24 protein-coding genes and 1 tRNA gene are annotated in these 18620 nt (G+C 66.8%); 16 read left to right on the top strand and 9 right to left on the bottom strand.

All coding sequences use genetic code 11. The features are described from left to right. Positions 1–160 precede the first annotated feature (160 nt). Together PIB44_RS02855 and PIB44_RS02850 are read right to left on the bottom strand one after the other, a co-directional pair. A complete protein-coding gene (locus PIB44_RS02855) occupies positions 161–616 on the bottom strand; it encodes a BLUF domain-containing protein (RefSeq protein WP_278070345.1) in 456 nt (151 codons plus the stop codon). A gap of 7 nt (positions 617–623) precedes the next feature. Beyond that, complete coding sequence (locus PIB44_RS02850) at positions 624–1394, bottom strand: EAL domain-containing protein (RefSeq protein WP_278070344.1); 771 nt, start codon at positions 1392–1394, stop codon at positions 624–626. Between the two features lie 259 nt (positions 1395–1653). On the opposite strand from PIB44_RS02850, the gene PIB44_RS02845 reads away from it, so the two are divergent. From PIB44_RS02845 to PIB44_RS02830, 4 genes are all read left to right on the top strand, one after another. After that, positions 1654–1827 (top strand): hypothetical protein, encoded by a 174-nt coding sequence (locus PIB44_RS02845; protein ID WP_278070343.1) that lies wholly within the window; start codon positions 1654–1656, stop codon positions 1825–1827. A 266-nt stretch (positions 1828–2093) separates the two neighbouring features. Beyond that, the gene (locus PIB44_RS02840) at positions 2094–2459 is read left to right on the top strand and encodes a hypothetical protein (protein ID WP_278070342.1); all 366 of its coding nucleotides are present in this window, start codon (positions 2094–2096) and stop codon (positions 2457–2459) included. Positions 2460–2473: 14 nt separating this feature from the next. Continuing rightward, a complete protein-coding gene (locus PIB44_RS02835) occupies positions 2474–2767 on the top strand; it encodes a hypothetical protein (RefSeq protein WP_278070341.1) in 294 nt (97 codons plus the stop codon). Between the two features lie 46 nt (positions 2768–2813). Further along, positions 2814–3191 carry a hypothetical protein gene (locus tag PIB44_RS02830; RefSeq protein ID WP_003170423.1) on the top strand — a complete coding sequence of 126 codons (378 nt, stop codon included), beginning with the start codon at positions 2814–2816 and terminating at the stop codon, positions 3189–3191. A gap of 229 nt (positions 3192–3420) precedes the next feature. Here the strand turns inward: PIB44_RS02830 and PIB44_RS15165 are convergent, their stop codons facing one another. Then, positions 3421–3492 carry a hypothetical protein gene (locus PIB44_RS15165; protein ID WP_376787733.1) on the bottom strand — a complete coding sequence of 24 codons (72 nt, stop codon included), beginning with the start codon at positions 3490–3492 and terminating at the stop codon, positions 3421–3423. Positions 3493–3982: 490 nt separating this feature from the next. On the opposite strand from PIB44_RS15165, the gene PIB44_RS02820 reads away from it, so the two are divergent. The 5 genes from PIB44_RS02820 (at position 3983) to PIB44_RS02800 (ending at position 6057) form a co-directional block, all read left to right on the top strand. Beyond that, complete coding sequence (locus PIB44_RS02820) at positions 3983–4420, top strand: M15 family metallopeptidase (protein ID WP_278070339.1); 438 nt, start codon at positions 3983–3985, stop codon at positions 4418–4420. Beyond that, positions 4417–4698: a ubiquitination-like system serine protease family protein gene (locus tag PIB44_RS02815; RefSeq protein ID WP_278070338.1), complete on the top strand. Its 282-nt coding sequence runs from the start codon at positions 4417–4419 to the stop codon at positions 4696–4698. Before PIB44_RS02820 ends, PIB44_RS02815 begins: the two co-directional genes overlap by 4 nt. After that, positions 4692–5060, top strand: coding sequence for a hypothetical protein (locus tag PIB44_RS02810; RefSeq protein ID WP_278070337.1), 369 nt, complete (start codon positions 4692–4694; stop codon positions 5058–5060). Before PIB44_RS02815 ends, PIB44_RS02810 begins: the two co-directional genes overlap by 7 nt. After that, positions 5044–5244 carry a hypothetical protein gene (locus tag PIB44_RS02805; RefSeq protein WP_278070336.1) on the top strand — a complete coding sequence of 67 codons (201 nt, stop codon included), beginning with the start codon at positions 5044–5046 and terminating at the stop codon, positions 5242–5244. The genes PIB44_RS02810 and PIB44_RS02805 overlap by 17 nt, the downstream gene beginning before the upstream one ends. A gap of 195 nt (positions 5245–5439) precedes the next feature. Beyond that, positions 5440–6057, top strand: coding sequence for a hypothetical protein (locus PIB44_RS02800; protein ID WP_278070335.1), 618 nt, complete (start codon positions 5440–5442; stop codon positions 6055–6057). Positions 6058–6109: 52 nt separating this feature from the next. Here PIB44_RS02800 and PIB44_RS02795 read toward each other — a convergent pair whose 3' ends face one another. The 3 genes from PIB44_RS02795 to cpdR all read right to left on the bottom strand — a co-directional run bounded on the left by PIB44_RS02795 (position 6110) and on the right by cpdR (position 7082). After that, positions 6110–6277 carry a hypothetical protein gene (locus PIB44_RS02795; RefSeq protein WP_278070334.1) on the bottom strand — a complete coding sequence of 56 codons (168 nt, stop codon included), beginning with the start codon at positions 6275–6277 and terminating at the stop codon, positions 6110–6112. A gap of 258 nt (positions 6278–6535) precedes the next feature. Next, positions 6536–6610 (bottom strand) — tRNA-Val (locus PIB44_RS02790). 115 nt (positions 6611–6725) lie between these two features. Then, a complete protein-coding gene (gene cpdR / locus PIB44_RS02785) occupies positions 6726–7082 on the bottom strand; it encodes a cell cycle two-component system response regulator CpdR (protein WP_025976193.1) in 357 nt (118 codons plus the stop codon). 122 nt (positions 7083–7204) lie between these two features. Here cpdR and PIB44_RS02780 point away from each other — a divergent pair, with 122 nt between their 5' ends. After that, the gene (locus PIB44_RS02780) at positions 7205–8026 is read left to right on the top strand and encodes an N-formylglutamate amidohydrolase (RefSeq protein ID WP_278070333.1); all 822 of its coding nucleotides are present in this window, start codon (positions 7205–7207) and stop codon (positions 8024–8026) included. Between the two features lie 241 nt (positions 8027–8267). Here the strand turns inward: PIB44_RS02780 and PIB44_RS02775 are convergent, their stop codons facing one another. Continuing rightward, positions 8268–8954 (bottom strand): DUF599 domain-containing protein, encoded by a 687-nt coding sequence (locus PIB44_RS02775; protein ID WP_025976191.1) that lies wholly within the window; start codon positions 8952–8954, stop codon positions 8268–8270. A 126-nt stretch (positions 8955–9080) separates the two neighbouring features. Between PIB44_RS02775 and ppa the strand changes: the two genes are divergently transcribed. Beyond that, positions 9081–9638, top strand: coding sequence for an inorganic diphosphatase (ppa, locus tag PIB44_RS02770; protein WP_025976190.1), 558 nt, complete (start codon positions 9081–9083; stop codon positions 9636–9638). A 266-nt stretch (positions 9639–9904) separates the two neighbouring features. Here ppa and PIB44_RS02765 read toward each other — a convergent pair whose 3' ends face one another. Beyond that, positions 9905–10579, bottom strand: coding sequence for a bifunctional 4-hydroxy-2-oxoglutarate aldolase/2-dehydro-3-deoxy-phosphogluconate aldolase (locus PIB44_RS02765; RefSeq protein WP_278070332.1), 675 nt, complete (start codon positions 10577–10579; stop codon positions 9905–9907). A 31-nt stretch (positions 10580–10610) separates the two neighbouring features. Continuing rightward, positions 10611–11450 carry an alpha/beta hydrolase gene (locus tag PIB44_RS02760; protein ID WP_278070331.1) on the bottom strand — a complete coding sequence of 280 codons (840 nt, stop codon included), beginning with the start codon at positions 11448–11450 and terminating at the stop codon, positions 10611–10613. A 50-nt stretch (positions 11451–11500) separates the two neighbouring features. On the opposite strand from PIB44_RS02760, the gene PIB44_RS02755 reads away from it, so the two are divergent. The 5 genes from PIB44_RS02755 (at position 11501) to PIB44_RS02735 (ending at position 18545) form a co-directional block, all read left to right on the top strand. Further along, positions 11501–11761, top strand: coding sequence for an Lrp/AsnC ligand binding domain-containing protein (locus PIB44_RS02755; protein ID WP_278070330.1), 261 nt, complete (start codon positions 11501–11503; stop codon positions 11759–11761). 148 nt (positions 11762–11909) lie between these two features. Then, positions 11910–14777: a M16 family metallopeptidase gene (locus tag PIB44_RS02750; protein WP_278070329.1), complete on the top strand. Its 2868-nt coding sequence runs from the start codon at positions 11910–11912 to the stop codon at positions 14775–14777. Positions 14778–14902: 125 nt separating this feature from the next. Next, positions 14903–15652 carry an NYN domain-containing protein gene (locus PIB44_RS02745; protein ID WP_134582253.1) on the top strand — a complete coding sequence of 250 codons (750 nt, stop codon included), beginning with the start codon at positions 14903–14905 and terminating at the stop codon, positions 15650–15652. Positions 15653–15699: 47 nt separating this feature from the next. After that, positions 15700–17580 carry a cobaltochelatase subunit CobT gene (cobT, locus tag PIB44_RS02740; protein ID WP_278070328.1) on the top strand — a complete coding sequence of 627 codons (1881 nt, stop codon included), beginning with the start codon at positions 15700–15702 and terminating at the stop codon, positions 17578–17580. Then, positions 17577–18545, top strand: coding sequence for an esterase-like activity of phytase family protein (locus PIB44_RS02735; RefSeq protein WP_278070327.1), 969 nt, complete (start codon positions 17577–17579; stop codon positions 18543–18545). The genes cobT and PIB44_RS02735 overlap by 4 nt, the downstream gene beginning before the upstream one ends. Positions 18546–18620: the final 75 nt, after the last annotated feature.

Raw genomic sequence — 18620 nt, 5'->3', positions numbered from 1 at the left:
AGGCATTGAACCTTTGACCCCACGATGACAACCTGGGCGCTCTATGAGTTTTCAGTAGCTTGTCGGCGCCGAAGCGTCCGAAGCGCCTTCGTCCAGCACTGATAACCGCAGGCGGCCCCGCGTAAGAGTCCGGCTTCGGGCAGAGACCCGGTGCGATGGTTCAAGCTTCAATAACGACCGCCGCCTGGGCCCGTAGGTCTACGCGCTGCTGCACAGCGTGCACGGTTCTCAACAGCGACAAGGCGCCAGGACCGCTGATTCGTTGCGGATCAAACCCGCGTCTCAGCGCCAGGACTTCCAGGATTTCATTGTCTGCCGGTCCCATATTGTGGCCGCACATCGCCCAGCCGGCGAAACTTCTGGATGTCGGCGTCGCGTCCTGAAGAAGCTTGAGGTCCTGATGGCGCGGGTCTCGCCGCACCCGGCGATAGATGGCTTCAACGGCGGCAGCCGACCCTTCCAGCGCCTGGAAGAAATGGTCGCGATGGCGCAGCAGCATGCCGCTCACCGCCACGGCGGTGTTGTTTCGGACCGAGACCTCGAGGATGGATCGCAGCAAGGCGTCTTCGTCCTGCAAGCCGGGAACGACCCTGCTGACGTAGATCAGTTGTCGCATTGTAGGTTCAGGCGACTTGGCGCGCCTGCATGGAGGTCAGGGCGTCGGCGTTCACCAGGCTCTCGAACGCCGGTCGGGCCAGGGCGTAGCCCTGGATCAGGTGGGCTCCTAGATCCTCCAGCGCCCGCAGCTCGTCCTGGGTTTCGACGCCTTCGCAGATGGTCTGAATGCCCAGGTCGGCCATCAGGCCCAGCAGGGATTTGACGATCTTCTGCTTGGCCTGATCGCGGTCGATGTCGCGGATCAACTCCATATCCAGTTTGACGATGTCGGGCTGGAATTTCGACAGCAGGCCCAGACCCGCATAACCGGCGCCGAAATCGTCGATCGCCGTCTTGAAGCCCATGGCGCGGTAGGTGCGCAGGATATTCAGCAGGTGGTTGGCGTCCAGCTTCTCGTCTTCGGTGAACTCGAAGATGATCCGGTCGAGCGGAAAGCCGGTGCGCATGGCCGTCGCCAGGGTCAGGCGAATACAGGCCCGCGGCTCATAGACCGCATTGGGCATGAAGTTGATCGACAGTCGCGCGCCGTCGCGCGGCAGGTCCAGGGCGGTGGCCATTTCGATGGCCTTGACCCGGCACTGCTGGTCGAAAGCATAGCGGTTGTCGTCCGCGACCCGGCTCAGAACCGAATAGGCGCCTTCGCCGCCGACGCCGCGCACCAGGGCCTCGTGCGCGAAGATCGTCTGGTTGGCGATATCCACGATGGGTTGGAAAGCCATCGAGAAGGGCAGATCGAACCCGGCGCCGTCGCGGCAGCCCTCGCATCCCGTCCCCATCGCTCGCGCTCCCTGCTGGTTGGATATCTGCGTAGAGCCGGACCTCTTTACGAAATCTTGCAGACGGCGACGGCGCGCTGAAAAAGCGAACAGGGCGCTGGTCGAGACGCCGGACGAACGGCGCGCCGCGCTCTCCCGCCTCACCGCGCGCGAGCACCTCCGTTTCCTGCTGCGATCCGACGTGGATCACAATCTCCCTGTGGCGCAGGCCGTCGTGCAAACCCGAGCCTGCGCGCACGGCCGACAAGACCTGGATCCAATGATCGGCCTCTATGGCGACCAGGCCGGGCGCCAGGTCGGGGTCATGGCCGGCGGCTGCGGCCATGGCGTCGAGAGCGTCGTTCAGTTCACCGGCATCAACCGCACCGTGACGCTGCGGGTCGAGCGGTTCAACTATTCGGGGAATCTGACGACGGCGGTCACCTACGTTTAAGGGCCGGGGCCGAATGGGCCGTGGACGAAGGTGGCCGAGATCGACTCTCGGCGATCGGCCACGCGGTATGTCGATTTCACCGTGAACAACGGCGATTGGGTCTACTATTACGCCTATGGCGACACCTCGTGCGGGCGGCGGTGGGGGGCAGTGGGACATCGCTTTCTGGAACGAAAGCGTGGGCCACGTCAGCCTGACGGGCGGCCGCCTAACGCTGACGGTTGATAACGACGAACTATAATGTCGCCGACTCTTCCCTGAACCACATGGATTTCGGGAATATCTGGTTCGATACCTACGACGGCGGTTACTACACCTATAACAACTATCAGTCGGTATCGGGCATCAATCAGCCGGTTACTGTCGTCGTTCAGATCGCCAACTACTCCGTGTCAGTTCCCATCCGCGACAGCGTCATGGCCTGCCAGACCCAGCGCGGCGATATCCTGACGACGCAGCTGTACAACGGCACCAGCTACGTGACCGTTTATAACGGCGACAGCATCCGCTTCGCCGTGGTCCTGAATACGACGGGCGGCCGACGCAGCTTCGGCTTTGATGCCTACCTCTACAACCAGAACACTGGCGATTTCATCGACCACTTCAACGTGTCTGGTTACTTCGGCGCATAGCAAAGGAGCGCATAATGTCGACTACGCAAAACAATTCCGAGGGCGGTACGCCCTATCCCGACGCACAACAACTGCTGGATGCCCGGAACGCCCAGGTGCAGGCCATCATCGACAAGCTGATGATCATCAGCGCCGAGGTCGTGGCCATGAAGACGTCGGATCTGGATGGGTTCGCGCTCTGGCACGGCGGCCTGCCCGACCGTCTCGCGAACAGCGGCGCGCAGGCCCGATTCCTGGCCGGGCAACTGGCCGAGAACTTCGAGCTGCCGCAGCCGCCTCAGGCGGAACCGGCCGAACCGGCTGCCTGATGAACCCGGTTCGTCTCTTCTCCAAACCCATCGCGTAGGAGCCCGCATGTCCGCAGGCGACGAGATCATTACTCCGGTGACCAAGCCGGAGGCCGTCAGCATGGCCGAAATTCATGCCATGCGCGGTCTGACCGACGCGGTGTCAGCCCTTGGCCGTCAGGTCGAGCGGATGAACGCCAAGGTCGATGACGTGCGCGAGCGGGTCATCAAGCTGGAGGCGCGCGAGTACGAGCGCCAGATCGAGGCCCTGAACGACCGCCTGTCGGCCGCTTTCAAGCGCATCGACGATCTGGAGGGGACGCGGGATCAGCAGAAGGGCGCCAAGGCCCTGGTCGATTGGCTGCGTCAGACCGCGCCGTGGCTGCTGGCCGGCATCGCCGCCTTCGTCGCGGGCATCAGCATCAAAAACGGAGCCGGAGCATGAGCCGCAAACCGCCCCGCTGGTGGCCTCAGGTGATCAACCTGCCGCGCACCACGACGATCCTCGCCCTCGGCTTCCTGGCCGGCAACCTGCTGTTCCTGCCGATGATCGCCTGGCTGGGCGACATGGTGGCCGAGCGCTATGCCGACGCTGTCATGCTGGTGGCGTCCATGTTCAAGGACGGGATGCTGCTGATCCTCGGCTTCTACTTCGGGCGCAACCAGAGTGGGGATCAGGCCGCCGGACGCCGCCGCTGGATCATCAGCGCCGCACCGCCAGCCAGCAAGACGCCCAGCAAAATCATCGCCCATTCGGACATGGTGGGAATGGCGGTGGGAGCGACATATCCAGGAAGAAGGAAAGTGTGGCCGTCACACTGAAATGAGTCTTGGCCCTGAAATGTCATCTCATTCAAGACGCCAGGAGGGCTCGGCAGGAATGTCAAATAATTCTTGCCGGTTATGCTATTAACACCGATATTATATCTAGTTAAATCTCTATCGACGCCGTCAATAGTAGCTAATACTACAGAAGGTGAATAAGAAGATAGAGATTTAAATGAGCATGTTGGCCAAACATTACTCCAAGAAATCCCCCACTGTGTACCGTCATGACTTGCAACGCCCTGATAGGTTCCAGCAGCAGCGGTGCCTGCGCACGACAGTAATGCTGCAATCATGACAGTCGTCGCAATCAGCTTCTTCAAATCGCCTCTCCCCTAAGCAGACGCATCGCCTAACCGCGATTGGCGGAAAGCGCAAATCCGACCCTCACAATCTGAACTGGAGACCATGATGGCCTTTCGCCTTGGTGCGCAATCGCGCGCCCGGCTCGCTGGCGTGCACCCGGACCTCATCCGCGTGGTCGAGCGGGCCATCCAGCTGTCGTCCGTCGACTTCTCGGTGCTGGAGGGCGTTCGGACGCCCCAGCGCCAGCGCGAGCTTTACGCGCAGGGCCGCACGAAGCCCGGCCCCAAGGTCACCTGGACGCTGACCAGCAACCACTTCGTCAACGCGCAGACGGGCTATGACCACACCGTCGATCTGATCCCGTTCCCGGTGGACTGGGAAGGGCCGGTTCGGGTCCCGAAGTTCGACGCGATCGCCGAGGCCATGTTCGCGGCGTCGGCCGAGCTGGGCGTGGCGATCCGCTGGGGCGCCGACTGGAACCGCAACGGCAAGCCGCGCGAGCGGGGCGAGACGGACAGCCCTCATTGGGAGCTCGCGCGATGATCGCCGGCTTCATTGTCGAGGACATCGACCACCACAACGACACGCCCGGCGCGGTGGAGATCCGTTCATATCCAGACGGTAGCGTCGGCGGGATCGCCTTCATCTGCCCCTGCGGCCGCAAGCGTGAGGGATATCTGCCGGTCGAGACCAACACCATCGAGCCGCGCTGGGACTGGGACGGCAACCGTGAGCACCCGACGCTTACGCCTTCGGTCCTATTCCGGGGCGGGTGCGAGTGGCACGGCTTCCTCACCAATGGGGAGTGGCGGACATGCTGACCTTGGCCCTCGGCCTCGGCCGCGCCCTCGCCCCGACCACCTGGCTGGCCATTGCCCTCCTCACCGCCTTCCTGATCTTCGGCGGCTACTGCGCTCGCAGGGGCGCTGAGGGCGTTCGCGACCGTCAGGCGGCCGAGCAAGCCAAGGTCGAGGCGAAGGCGTCAGCCGCCCGGGAAGCGGCGGCCAGCGAGCGCCTGACCGACACCACCACGATCCGCAACCGGCAAGAGGAGAGAGACCATGCCGCGCAAGCCCTTCCTGACGGCGTGCCTGATGAGCGTGAGCTTAGGCGCCGGTGTCGCCAGTTGCGGGACGCTGGGCGCATCCCGCCCGCCTGTCGAGGACTTGAGGGTCCAGCCTAAGCCGGTCCCGCCCGACGATGTGCTGACCAGCCGGATCGCCGGCGAGCTGCACGACAACGCCATCGAGGCCTGGGGCGAGGCGGGTTGGGCGCAGGTCGGGCGCCTGTGCCGGTTCTTCGATGAGATGGGGTTGAAGGGCCTGAGTTGCCCGCCGCCGCCTGAACTTCCGCCCAGGCCTGGCTGACGGGCACGTCCCGTCTGCCAGATTGGCACTCAGACGGGCATTGAGCCGAGGCTCCTATCCTAAATGGGGCTTAGAGGCCGGATTGCAAGGCGTCGAGCCTCTAAGGCTCCGCTATACGCCCCGTCGCCCTTCACCGGGTGGCGGGGTTTTCTGCGTTTTCGGGCGTAGACTTTCGGTCGAGGAGTAAACGGCCGCTTGCGACCTGTAGCGGACTTTTCCGAGAACCGTTATTATTGGGCTATGGGTGCTGCCCGCCAAAAATCGTCAGCTTTCAGCTTCGCAGTCGGCGCGACGGCCCTGCTTTTGGTCAGTTGCACCAATGGACATCATCAAGTCTCTGGTCATCGTTATGATGTTCCCGTCGCTTATCTAATTCCTGGGAGTTCTTTTCCGTTCTTTCTGCCTGAGCCGAAAGACGAAGGGTTCATCTTCATTCTCAATCCTGAAGCCGATTTACGACGACGGATACTTGTCGTGGTTGAAGGCAGGGCAGAGGTATGTCGGCGGGCTAATGGAAGTGGATACGTTTCAAAAACAATTTGCAGCCCGAAGCCAATAGAATGGCAAGGCCATGAGTGGCTCAGGAATGGTGACGATACGTTCTGGACCTACAGCCCGAATACATCTTCTGGCGCGAACACCCCCTTTATAAGTTGCTTCAAGATGGAAACAGAAGGTCGCTCTGGTCTTTGTTCAGCGACACTCGGCGTTGACGACTTGGCTCTCACGATCAAATTGAAGGATGATGAAATCCCGGCGCTTGAAGCGACCTTCCAGAAGGCAATGGCAATGCTACGCTCATGGGAGTCATAGTAATGGCAGCTTTCCACCCTCAGCGGACATTTCAAACCGCCGCTTGTGATCATCAGGTTCTCGGCTCCAGGTCGCGATAGGGCGCGCCCCGCTCTCCCGCTTCCGCGCGCGTCAGCACCTTCGTTTCCTGTTGCGATCCGACGTGGATCACCATGTTGCGGTGGCGCAGCCCGTCGTTCAGCGCCGCGCAGGTAGCGCGTACTGCCGACAGCACGTTCACCCAATGGCCGCTCTCAACTGTGATCAGGCCGGGCGCCAGGTTGGGGGTCGTCGCCGGCGGCTGCAGCCATGGCGTCGAGGGCGTCGTTCAACTGGTCGGGTGTCATGGCGCGGCGGTGTAGCTGAATCGTGCGGCGCGCGCCCCTACCCGTCTATCAGGCCCCCATTCCGGGGAGCATTCTGGGTAGCAGCGCTTCAAGGCTCAATTGCTACGCAGCAAGGCGGTGAGCTTAGAGCTTGTTCTATAAGGGAAAAAGAATGGTGGACGCGACAGGGATTGAACCTGTGACCCCTACGATGTCAACGTAGTGCTCTCCCGCTGAGCTACGCGTCCGCCTGTTCTGCGGCCCCTCGGCGGTTGGGCCGGTGGGCGGGAAGGCGGCGTCTATAACCCGCAGTTTGCGCAGGCCGCAAGGGGGTTCTGCGCCTTTCTTCGACTTTTCTTTCGCTTAAGCCGCGATCATGCGCTCGACCTCGGTCACCAGGTCGCGCAGGTGGACGGGTTTGGACAGGACCTTGGCCTGGGGCGAGGCCTGTGCGGCGCTGAGGGCGACGGCGGCGAAGCCGGTGATGAACATGATGCGCAGGCCCGGCTGGCGGGCGGCGGCGACACGGGCGACCTCGATGCCGTCGGCGCCGGGCATGACGATGTCGGTCAGCAGCAGGTCGTAGGGACCCTGGTCCAGGGCGTCGATGGCGTCGTCGCCGTTCTCGCAGGCCACGACCTCATGGTCGGCCCGCTCAAGCGCGCGGGTCAGGAAGCCGCGGAGGGAGTTGTCGTCTTCGGCCAGAAGAATGCGCGCCATGATCGAGTCTAAACCGTTGGAATTCAGTCGCCAGACTAGGCGGGCCGGGTAAACCGGCGATGAAGACGAACGGCGGGCTCGCCGGACGCGCCTTTGCGCGCGAAGCAGGCTATGGGCGAAACATGGACGCGTCTCAGTCGCCCTTCTGGATCGCGCCGGCCGCCGCCGGGCGCGCGACGCCGCTGGTGTTCGCCTCGCCGCATTCGGGCGACGTGTATCCGGCGGCCATGAACGCATCCGCCTCGGTCCGCGCCGTGCGCAGCGCCGAGGACGCGGCGGTGGACCAGTTGATCGACTGCGGACCCGAGCAAGGCGCGGCCGTGATCGCCGCGCGGTTCGGCCGGGCCTATGTCGATCTGAACCGGGCGCCGGACGAGTGGGATCCGGACCTGATCATCGACGCGGACGACAGTCCCGCCACCGCCAAGGCTCTGGCCGGATACGGCGTGGTGGCGCGCCTGGCGGGGGACGGGACGCCTCTGTACGACCGACGCCTGACGGTGCGCGAGGCCGAGGCGCGCGTGGCGCAGGTTCATGCCCCCTATCACGCGGCCCTGGAGCAGATGATGCGGGCGACGCGATCGCACGCCGGGCGGGCGGTGCTGGTCGACTGGCACTCCATGCCTGCGCGGGCGACAGGCGGCGCGGTGGACGTGGTGCTGGGCGACCGGCATGGGAGCAGCTGCGACGCAGCGTTGACGCGGCGGCTGCGGCGGCTGTTCGAGGCGCAGGGGCTGACGGTGGGGCTGAACCGGCCCTACGCCGGCGGCTATGCGACCCAGCGGTGGGGACGGCCGGACGAGGGCTTTGAGGCCATTCAGGTGGAGCTGAGCCGGGGGCTGTACTGGGATGAGGCCGCCTGGGCCCCCTCCCCCGGCTGGAGCCGCTGCCGCTCCGCGCTGCGGCGGGTGATCGCCGAGCTGTGCGCCGACTGGCGCGTCTGACTGCGGGTCCCAGGACAAAAAAAGAGCCGCGCCAAACGGCGCGGCTTTGAAAGTCTATAGGGAGGAAACGCCCAGGAAGGGCAAGACGCTCGAAAGCGTCGAAAAAGAAGTTAGTTTGCAGCGCACAAAAAAACAAGGGCCGTTTCGGCCTTATGCAATCACGGGATGTTACGGAGTTCACGGTCGACGCGGAGCGCCGGACGGGGTCGTCATCGGCGCTTATCTCGCACCTGCGAGATAGCTAGGCCTGCTCCAGAAGACGCCGGGCCTGACGTATGGCGGAGGCGGCGGGCGAGGCCAGCTGTCGCCAGGCCAGTAGGGCGAACACCGACACTGCGCCGAGCAGCAGCCACAGCGGCCCGAACAGCCAGGCCGCGGCGGCGAGGGCGAAATAATAGCCCCGCACGCCCTGATTGAAGTTGGCCAACGCAGGGTTCAGCACCCGCGCCACGGCCCGGCCATAGGCGACGCGGTCGGCCTCTTCATGGATTTCCGGCGCGGCGCCGATCAGGGCGACGGTGTAGTTCAGCTGGCGCAGCGCCCAGATGAAGTCGAGGAAGCCGCGCGCCAGGCACAGCAGCACCAGGGCCAGCTTGGCCTCCATCAGGCGCGGCGTGACGGCCTCGGCGCCGACCGCGGCGAAACCGCGCAGGGCCGCCTCCCCCCCGAACAGCACGCCCGCCACGGCGGCGATCAGCAGCAGATTGGTCGAGGCGAAGAAGGAGCCCGAGTTGATCGAATGGCCCAGCAGCTGGCTGTCGATCAACCGCATCTCGCGGTGGGTCATGGCGCGCATCCAGGCGTCGCGCACCGACAGCATGTCCACGTTGAGCGAGCCGCTGCGGCGCGCAGTCAGACGCATCAGCGGGCCATAGCCCAACCAGGCGATGACGAAGACGAACAGGGCGATCCAATCAAACAGACTCATGCCTGATTGACGCCACGTCGGCCCGCGCAAGGCAAGCGTGATCGCCGCGACGCTTGCCGTAAAGACGCGCAAAGCTTATCACGCGCGTCAATTCTCCCCCGTTCGCACCTGCAATAAGAGCGTACCATGAACATCGACGCCATCCCGGTCGGCCCCAACGCGCCGTGGGACATCAACGTCATCATCGAGATCCCGCAGGGCGGCCTGCCGGTGAAGTATGAGATGGACAAGGACTCCGGCGCCCTGTTCGTCGACCGCTTCCTGCACACCGCCATGTACTATCCGGGCAACTACGGCTTCGTGCCGCACACCCTGTCGGACGACGGCGACCCCTGCGACGTCATCGTGCTGAACCCGACGCCGGTGGTGCCGGGCTGCGTCATCCGCTCGCGCCCGATCGGCGTGCTGAAGATGGTCGACGAGGCCGGCGGCGACGAAAAGATCCTGGCCGTGCCGGTCGACAAGCTGAACCCCTATTACACCGAGGTTTCCAGCTATCGTCAGCTGCCCGCCATCCTGATCGAGCAGATCGAGCACTTCTTCACCCGCTACAAGGATCTGGAGAAGGGCAAGTCGGTCAAGGTCAACGGCTGGGGCGACGCGGGCGAAGCCGCCGAGCTGATCGCCGCCGGCATGGCCGCCCACCAGGCCAAGCTGGCCGCCAAGAACGAAGCCGCCGCCTGATCGGCGAAGGCGTTTGAATAGAAGAGGCCCCGCTGGAAACGGCGGGGTCTTTTTTGTGCGCTAGCGCTCGCCGCGCGGCGGCTCGCTGCTTGAGCGCAATATAGGCGCGACGCCTCTCCCTCCCCGTCCCGGGGAGGGTGGTCGGAGCGAAGCGGAGACCGGGTGGGGAGGGCCAGGCGATCCTGGGCTCGGCGACTGAATGACCCAGCCGCCCCCACCCGGCTTCGCCTTTCAGGCTCAGCCACCCGGGACGGGGAGGGAGAGGGTCAGCCTTTCTTCCGAAACGCCGCGATCGTCTCAACCGTCTGGCGCACCTGGGTCTCTATCCCGGCCCAGTCCTTCGCCTCGATGGCGGCCTTGGTGATCAGCTTGGACCCCATGCCCGCCGCGACGATGCCCGCCCCGAACCAGTCGCGGATGGAGGCTTCGTCCGGGTCGACCCCGCCGGTCGGCATGATCTTGGTCCACGGCATCGGCCCCAGCACCGCCTTGACGAAGTCCGCCCCGCCCACCGAGGCGCCGGGGAACAGTTTGACGATCTCGCAGCCCAGTTCTTGCGCCTCAGAGATATCGCGCACCGAACCGCAGCCCGGCGCATAGGCGACCATGCGGCGGTTGCAGACCTGCGCCACCTCGGGAACCAGACACGGGCTGACCACGAACCGCGCGCCCGAGGCCAGATAGAGGGCCGCCGTCGGCGCATCCAGAATCGAGCCGACGCCCAGGATGATGTCGGGGTCCGTGCGCGCGAAGTCCTTTGACAGGGCGGTGAAGGTCTCCCAGGCGAAGTCGCCGCGATTGGTGAACTCCACCGCGCGCGCCCCGCCGCGCGCGCAGGCGCGGATCACCTGGGCGCAGACCTCGGCGTCGGGATGGTAGAAGACGGGCACCACCCCTTGCGTCTCGATGGCGGTCAGCACGGCGAGGCGGTCGTGACGCATGAAAACTCCTTACGGCCTGACAGATCGAAGCCTATTCGGCGGTCGCCAGTTCCACCAGACGCTTGACCATCGGACTGTCGGGATCGGCCAGAGAGTCCAGCACGGTGAAGTGGTCGGCGCCGTCGACGATCTCGACATGGGTGTCGGCGCCCTTTCCGCCCCAGGCGGCGGCCATCTCTCGGCTCTGGCGAACGAACTCATTGCTCTCGGCCCCGCCGACCCAGCAGTCCAGCGTCGTGCCGCCGGGCGTCGCCCCGTTCGGCGCGGGCCAGTGGATCGGCGACAGGGCGCGGGCGACCGGCGCATCCAGGCCCAGGGCGTCGTTCAGCGAGGTGTGGATCAGCGGCTCCAGATCGAACACGCCCGAGATCGCCAGCGCCGCGCGCGCCCGGCCTTCGGACAACATGCCCGCCGCCATATGGCCGCCAACCGAATGGCCGAACACCAGCGGCCGCTTGCCGCTGCGGGCGCGGACGAACTCCGTAGCGTCGCGCATCTGGCTGATGATCTTGCCGACCGAGACGCCCGGCGCCAGGTCATAGCCCGGCACGACGACGCTGATCCCGTGCTCCAGCAGGGCGGGCGCCACCCAGGCGAACCAGCCCCGGTCCAGCGCCTGCCAATAGCCGCCGTGCATGAAGACGGCGACGGGGGCGCCGGGCCCGGCGTCGAACCATTCCATCTTCTGGCGCTCGGACGGGCCGTACTCGATCGTCTCGGGGCGCCGGGCGTCGATCACCCGCAGCGATTCCTTGCGCCAGCGGTCCAGGATGGCGGGGTGGCCCGGCACGCGGGCGCGGTTGTTATAGGCCGCCTCATAGGCCGCGGCCCGTTCGTTCTGCGTCGCCTCGGGCGACAAAGCCTTACCCATGTCGTCTCCATCCGCTAGAGACCTCCGCTTGAACGGGAGGCTTGAAGGCCATGATGACCGCCATTTTCGTCTTCATCAAATGCGAGTTGGGCTTTGCGAACGATGTTGCGGCCGATCTGGTCGACAATGTCGAGAATGTGAGCGAGGTCTATTCGACATCGGGCCAGCACGACCTGCTGGCCAAGTTCCAGCTGTCCAAGGACGCCGACATCGGCACCTTCGTCACCAAGCAGGTGCAGACGCGTCCGCACATCCGCGACACCTTCACCGTCATCACCTTCTCGCCCTTCCTGCCCAGCAAGCGCGCCTGAAGCGAAGCGGCTGTTTGCGGCCGAACCGACGCCGCGCAGGCCGGGATGCCGAACATGAACAATCGTTCATGTAACGATGTGCCGCGTTGCGGGATGCGTTTACGCGGCTAAGGTCCGGCCCAACATGATCCGTTGGGGACCAAACACCATGCGCCTTGCCGCCTCTTCCGTAGCCCTCGCCGCCCTTCTGGCCGTGAGCACGCCCGTTCTGGCCGCGCCCGTCGCGACCGCCGCCGCCGCGACTACAGCAACCCAGGCCCAATCCCAGGCCCAGCCTCTGCGCGGCGCGCCGGTGTCTGAGCTGATCGCCCGCGTCGACATTCCGTGGCAGCGCTTCCAGCTGGACAACGGCCTGACCGTGCTGGTGCACGAGGACCGCAAGGCGCCCGTCGTGGCGGTGTCGGTCTGGTACAACGTCGGCTCCAAGGACGAGCCCAAGGGTTCGACCGGCTTCGCCCACCTGTTCGAACACCTGATGTTCGGCGGGTCGGAGAACTCGCCCTCCAGCCACATCCAGACGATGAATGCGGCCGGCGCCACGGGCCTGAACGGCACGACCTGGTTCGACCGCACCAACTACTTCCAGACGGTGCCGACCCCGGCGCTGGAATACACGCTTTATCTGGAATCCGACCGCATGGGCTATCTGCTGGGCCAGGTCAGCCAGGAGGTGCTGGATCTGCAGCGCGGCGTCGTTCAGAACGAGAAGCGCCAGGGCGACAACCAGCCCTACGGCATGACCTATTACGCCACGCTGGAAGCCCTGTTCCCGGAGGGCCACCCCTATCGCCACTCGACCATCGGCTCGATGGACGACCTGGATTCCGCCAGCATGGAGACGGTGCGCGACTGGTTCCGCCAGAACTACGGCCCGAACAACGCCGTCCTGGTCCTGTCCGGCGACATCAATGAAGCCAAGGCCCGCGAACTGACGCAGAAGTATTTCGGCTCCATCGCGCGCGGCCCGGTCAACACCCCGGCGGCGGCCCCCGTGCCGACCCTGGCGGCGCCGGTCGAACAGGTGCTGCACGACCGCGTGGCCCAGACCCGCATCAGCCGCACCTGGGCCGTGCCCGGCCTGGGCGATCCGGACTCCGTGCCGCTGAGCGTCGGCGCCTCGGTGCTGGGCGGCCTGGCCAGCTCGCGTCTGGACAACGTCCTGGTGCGCGACGAGCAGACGGCCTCGGGCGTCTCGGCCGGCAACCAGGTGTTCCAGCGCGTCGGCATGTTCAGCTATTCCGCCATGGTCAAGCCGGGCGCCGACGCCGACGCCGTGGCCAAGCGCATGGACGAGGTGCTGGCCGACCTGATCGCCAACGGCCCGACCCAGGACGAGATCGACCGGGTGGTCACGCGCTACGCCTCGCAGCGCATCCAGGGGCTGGAAATGGCCAACGGCAAGGCCTCGGTCCTGGCCGAGGGGCAGCTGTATGCCAACGATCCGGACTTCTACAAGAAGGAGCTGGCGGCCTATGCGGCGGTGACCCCGGCCCAGGTCCAGGCGGCCATGAAGAAGTGGCTGAGCCGCCCGGTCTACAGCCAGATCGTCATGCCGGGCGAGCGTGAGGCCTATGTCGAGGCCGCCGCCGCCCCGTCGGGCGCGACCCCGACCCCGGCCGAGCCGATCCAGCGCGTCGCCCGCGATCCCGCCCCGGCCATCGGCCAGGTGTCCAACGTCGTCTTCCCGGCCGTGGAGCGCGCCGCCCTGTCGAACGGCGTCGAGATCGTCTACGCCCGCTCGACCACCGTGCCGGTGACGCGCGTGGCGCTGGAGTTCGACGCCGGGGTCGCCGCCGACCGCGCCGACCGTCTGGGCGCCCACACCCTGATGCTGAACGTCATGCAGGAAGGCACGACGACGCGTGATTCCAAGGCCCTGGCCGAGGCGCAGGAGCGTCTGGGCGCCAGCGTCTCCGTCGGCTCGTCGATGGATCGCACGGTGGCCAATCTGTCGGCGGTGACGACCAATCTGCAGCCGTCGCTGGCCCTGCTATCGGACGTGGTGCGCAACCCGGCCTTCGCCCCGGCCGAGATCGAGCGCCTGCGCGCGACGCGCCTGGCCGGCCTGGCCAATGAGAAGACGCAACCGACCGCCATCGCCGGCCGCGCCCTGCCGCCGCTGCTCTTTGGCGAGACCCACCCCTATGGCCGCTCGTTCAGCGGCACGGGCGACGAAGCGGTGATCCGCAGCCTGACGCGCGACGACCTGATGGCCGAACACGCGCGCTGGATCCGTCCGGACAACGCCAAGCTGTTCGTGGTGTCCGACCTGCCGCTGGCCGAGCTGAAGCCGCAGCTGGAAGCCGCTTTCGGCAACTGGCGCGCGCCCTCGACGCCGAAGGGGACTAAAGCCTTCGACGCCGCCCTGCCCCAGACCTCGGCCCGCATCGTGCTGATCGACCGGCCGCAATCGCCGCAGTCGCTGATCTATGGCGGTCAGGTTCTGCCGGTGTCCGGTAGGGACGATCTGCTGACCCTGACCACAGCCAATACGGTCCTGGGCGCCGACTTCCTGTCGCGGATCAACGCCGACCTGCGCGAGACCAAGGGCTGGTCCTACGGGGTGCGCGGCTATGTCGTCGCCCAGGAGCAACGCTCGCCCTACATCGTCAACGCCCCGGTGCAGGCCAACCGCACCGGCGAGTCGATCGCGGCCCTGATCGGCCAGTACGAGCGTTTCCTGACCGCCGACGGCGTGACGCAGGCCGAGCGCGAGCGCACCGTCCTGGGCGACACGCGCGGCCTGTCGGGCAGCTATGAGACCTCGTTCCAGGTGCTGAACGCCCTGCGCTCGAACGCCCTGTACGGCCGCCCGGACAACTATCAGGAGACGCTGGCGGGCCGCATCAACGCCCTGACGGCCGAACAGATGGACGCCGCCGCCCGCGCCGCGATCAAGCCCGACAGCTTCGTCTGGGTCGTGGTCGGCGACGCTGCGGTGGTCAAGCCGCAGCTGGACGCCCTGGGCCTGCCGGTCGAGGTGCGCGCCGCCGAGGCGCCGAAGCCGGCCCAGTAAGCCGCTTCGATCCAGACCTAAACGAGACGGCCGGCGGGGCGACCCGCCGGCCGTTTTGCTTTGCAGTTGACCCGAGAGGCCGACAGGGCGAGCCTTCCTCGTCCCCTCCCCTCGCCGGAGCCCCCATGCCGACCGACGCCCTGATCCCTTCCGCCCGCGCCCCGCGCCTGGCCGTGCTGATCGACGGCGAGAACGCCTCGGCCCGGATCGCCGAGGCGCTTTTTAGCGAGATCGCCACCCTGGGCGAGGCCTCGGCCCGGCGCATCTACGGCGATGCGGCCAACCCATCGCTGAAGGGCTGGATCGACGTCCTGCCGCGCTGGGCGATCCAGTGGCAGCAGAACTTCCAGAACACCAAGGGCAAGAACTCGGGCGACATCGCCCTGGTCATCGACGCGATGGACCTGCTGCATTCGGGACGGTTCGACGGCTTCTGCCTGGTGTCGTCGGACAGCGACTTCACCCGGCTGGCCGCGCGCATCCGCGAACAGGGCGTCCCGGTCTATGGCTTCGGCGAACAGAAGACGCCCGAGAGCTTCCGTCAGGCCTGCACCCGCTTCATCTATACGGAGAATCTGACGGTCCCGTCGCCCGAGACCAATGACGAGGCCGCGGCGACGCCCCCCGCCCCCGCTCGCCGCAAACCGTCCGAAGCCGGGCGTCTGATCGCCAAGGCCATCGCCGACATGGACGAGGACGGCGACGGCTGGGTGGCGATGGGCGGCATCGGCAGTCGGCTGCGCAACGCCTATCCCGACTTCGACCAGCGCACCTACGGCCATGTGAAACTGTCGGACCTGATCCGCGCCACCGGCCGTTTCGAGGTCAAGGCCGGGCCGAACGGCGCGATGAACGTCCGGGTGAAGGCCAAGTAGGGCGTCTCGCCTCTTCCCCCCGGCGCGGCATGGTCTATGTGTGGCGCATGGCCGCCGCAGAGACCCCCGTCGAGACCTTTAAACGCGCTCTGTCGCACGCGGCGCGAGCATTGGCCGAACAGGCCGAGCTGGAGGTGCGCTTCGGCTCGGACGGGCCGAGGTTGTCCGGCGGCGTGCTGACCCTGCCGCACCCGCCGCGCGATCCGCGCGGGCCCGAGAGCGCCGCCCTGCGCGGTCAGGCCGACCGGCTGGCGCTGCGCCTGGCCAATCACGACGCAGGCCTGGATGCGCGGCTGCGTCCGACCGACATCAACGCCGCCGAGGTGTTCGACGCCGTCGAACAGGCTCGCGTCGAGGCCGTCGGCGCGCGCGAGCTGAAGGGCGTGCGGCGCAACCTGGATTCGGCGCTACTGACCCGGCTGGAGAAGTCGGGCGCCCTGCGCGCCCAGGCGGAGCAGGTGCCGGTGGCCGAGGCCGCCGCCCTTCTGCTGCGCGAGCGGATGACGGGCGAGCCCGCGCCCGACGGCGCCAAGACCATGCTGGACCGGGTCCGCGCCGAGCTGGAGGCCAAGGCGGGGGCGGAACTGGACGCCCTGGCGGCGTCCGGCGACGATCAGGCGGCCTTCGGCGCGCGGCTGAAGGACCTTCTGCGGGCGTTGGACCTCGACCCCGGCGACGCCGATGGCGGCGAGTCGGAGGAAGACGGCGAGGACGACGCCGAAAAGCAGGATCAAGACCAGGCTGAACCGGACGAACAGGAAGAACAGGACGGCGGCGACGGGGGCGAATCCCTGGACGGCTCGGCCGACGATCAGTCCGCTGACGACGAGCGCCCCGCCCGCCCCGACGGCGCGCCGGGCGAAACGGACGGCGAGGGCCAGGAAGAGGCTCCCGAACTGAGCGAAGGCGACCGCCCCAACCATCAGCAGACCCAGGACGACGGCCGCGCGGTCGAGGTCTATCACGCCTTCACCACCGCCTTCGACGAGGTCATCGACGCGGCCGACCTGTGCGACCCGATGGAGCTGGACCGGCTGCGCGCCCTGCTGGACGCCCAGCTGTCGACCCTGGGCAGCGTCGTGTCGCGCCTGGCCAACAAGCTGCAACGGCGCCTGCTGGCGCAACAGAACCGCAGCTGGATGTTCGACCTTGAGGAAGGGATGCTGGACACGGCGCGCCTGACCCGCGTCATCACGGATCCGACCAGCCCCCTGTCGTTCAAGATGGAGAGCGAAAGCCCGTTCCGCGACACGGTGGTGAGCCTGGTGCTGGACAACTCGGGTTCGATGCGCGGGCGGCCGATCATGGTGGCGGCGGTCTGCGCCGACATCCTGGCGCGGACGCTGGAACGGTGCGGGGTCAAGGTCGAGATCCTGGGCTTCACCACCCGCGCCTGGAAAGGCGGACAGAGCCGCGAGGCCTGGATCAGCGCGGGCAAGCCCGCCAACCCCGGCCGCCTGAACGACCTGCGTCACATCATCTACAAGAGCGCCGACGCGCCCTGGCGCCGGTCCAAGAAGAACCTGGGCCTGATGATGCGCGAAGGCCTGCTGAAGGAAAACATCGACGGCGAGGCGCTGGAATGGGCGCACGACCGCCTGCTGGCCCGGCCCGAGGCGCGGCGGATCATGATGGTCATCTCGGACGGTTCGCCGGTCGATGATTCGACCCAGTCGGCCAATGCGGCCCTGTATCTGGACAAGCACCTGCGTCAGGTGATCGAGAAGATCGAGACGCGCAGCTCGGTCGAACTGCTGGCCATCGGCATCGGCCACGACGTGACCCGCTGGTATCGCCGCGCCCTGACCATCGTCGATGTGGAGCAGCTGGCGGGCGCCATGACCGAAAAGCTGGCCGAGCTGTTCGAGGCCGAGCCCAAGGCCGTCAGCGCCAGGACGGGACGGCCCTCGCACAAGCGCGCGGCGTGAACCGGCGCCTCTATGTCGCCGCCCTGATCTCCCTCGCCCTGGCCGCCTGCGCCGGGGCGGCGGCGACCTCCCATCCCTGGACGCCCGAAGCGACGGCCGACGGCTGGTCGCCCGCAGGCGGTTCGACGCGGCAGGTCGATCTGGGCTGGCCGGGCGGGGCCAGGCTGGCCAAGGGCGTGCGCTATGCGGGCGGGGTGCAGTTGGTCGCCGCGCCCGCCTCCACCCTGCACGGCCTGTCGGATCTGAAGCTGACGGGCGATGGCGGCTTCGTCGCCGTGTCGGATTCGGGCGATCTGGTGCGCGGGCGGCTGGAGCTGGATGCGGACGGCAGGCTGACGGGACTGCATGACCTGCGGGTGCGGCGGCTGACGCTGACCGACGGCGACCCGATCGCCGACAAACGCATGGGCGACGCCGAAGGGTTGGCCCTGACCGACGACGGCGAGGTGCTGGTCAGCTTCGAACGCGAGCACCGCATCTGGAGCTACGGCCGGCTGGACGCCCTGCGCGCGCAGCCGCGGGCGCAGCCGCACCCGGCGGCGGACTTTCCCTTGAACGAAGGCATGGAGGCGCTGGCGAGCGCGCCCGGCGGCTGGCGCGTCGGGGGGGAAGGCGGCGGGGTGTGGGACTGCTCGACGCAAGGCTGCCGCGTCGTGACCCGGCCGAGCCCGCCCGCCGACAGCTGGCGCCTGACGGGCCTTGAGCGCGATCCGCGCGGCGGCGGCTGGTTCGCGGTGGAACGCTCATGGCGCCCGCCCTTCGACGTGCGCGCCCGTGTGCGCCGCATGGATGCGGACGGGACGCTGGGACCGGCGCTGGTCGAGCTGAAGCTGCCGGGACTGACGGACAATTTCGAGGGGATCGCCGCCGAGACGAGGGGCGACAGCGTGCGCCTCTACATCCTGTCCGACGACAACGCCAACCCGGCGCAGAAGACGCTGCTGCTGGCGTTTGATGTCGAGTGATCCTTCTCCCCTTGTGGGAGAAGGTGGCAGGCGAAGCCTGACGGATGAGGGGTGACTACGCGTTCGCCCTGCCGC

Source organism: Brevundimonas sanguinis (assembly GCF_029636725.1).
In the GTDB taxonomy this organism is placed as follows: Bacteria; Pseudomonadota; Alphaproteobacteria; order Caulobacterales; family Caulobacteraceae; genus Brevundimonas; species Brevundimonas sanguinis.
Note: the sequence above shows the minus strand (reverse complement) of the source record. Positions and strands in the feature narration are given on the sequence as shown.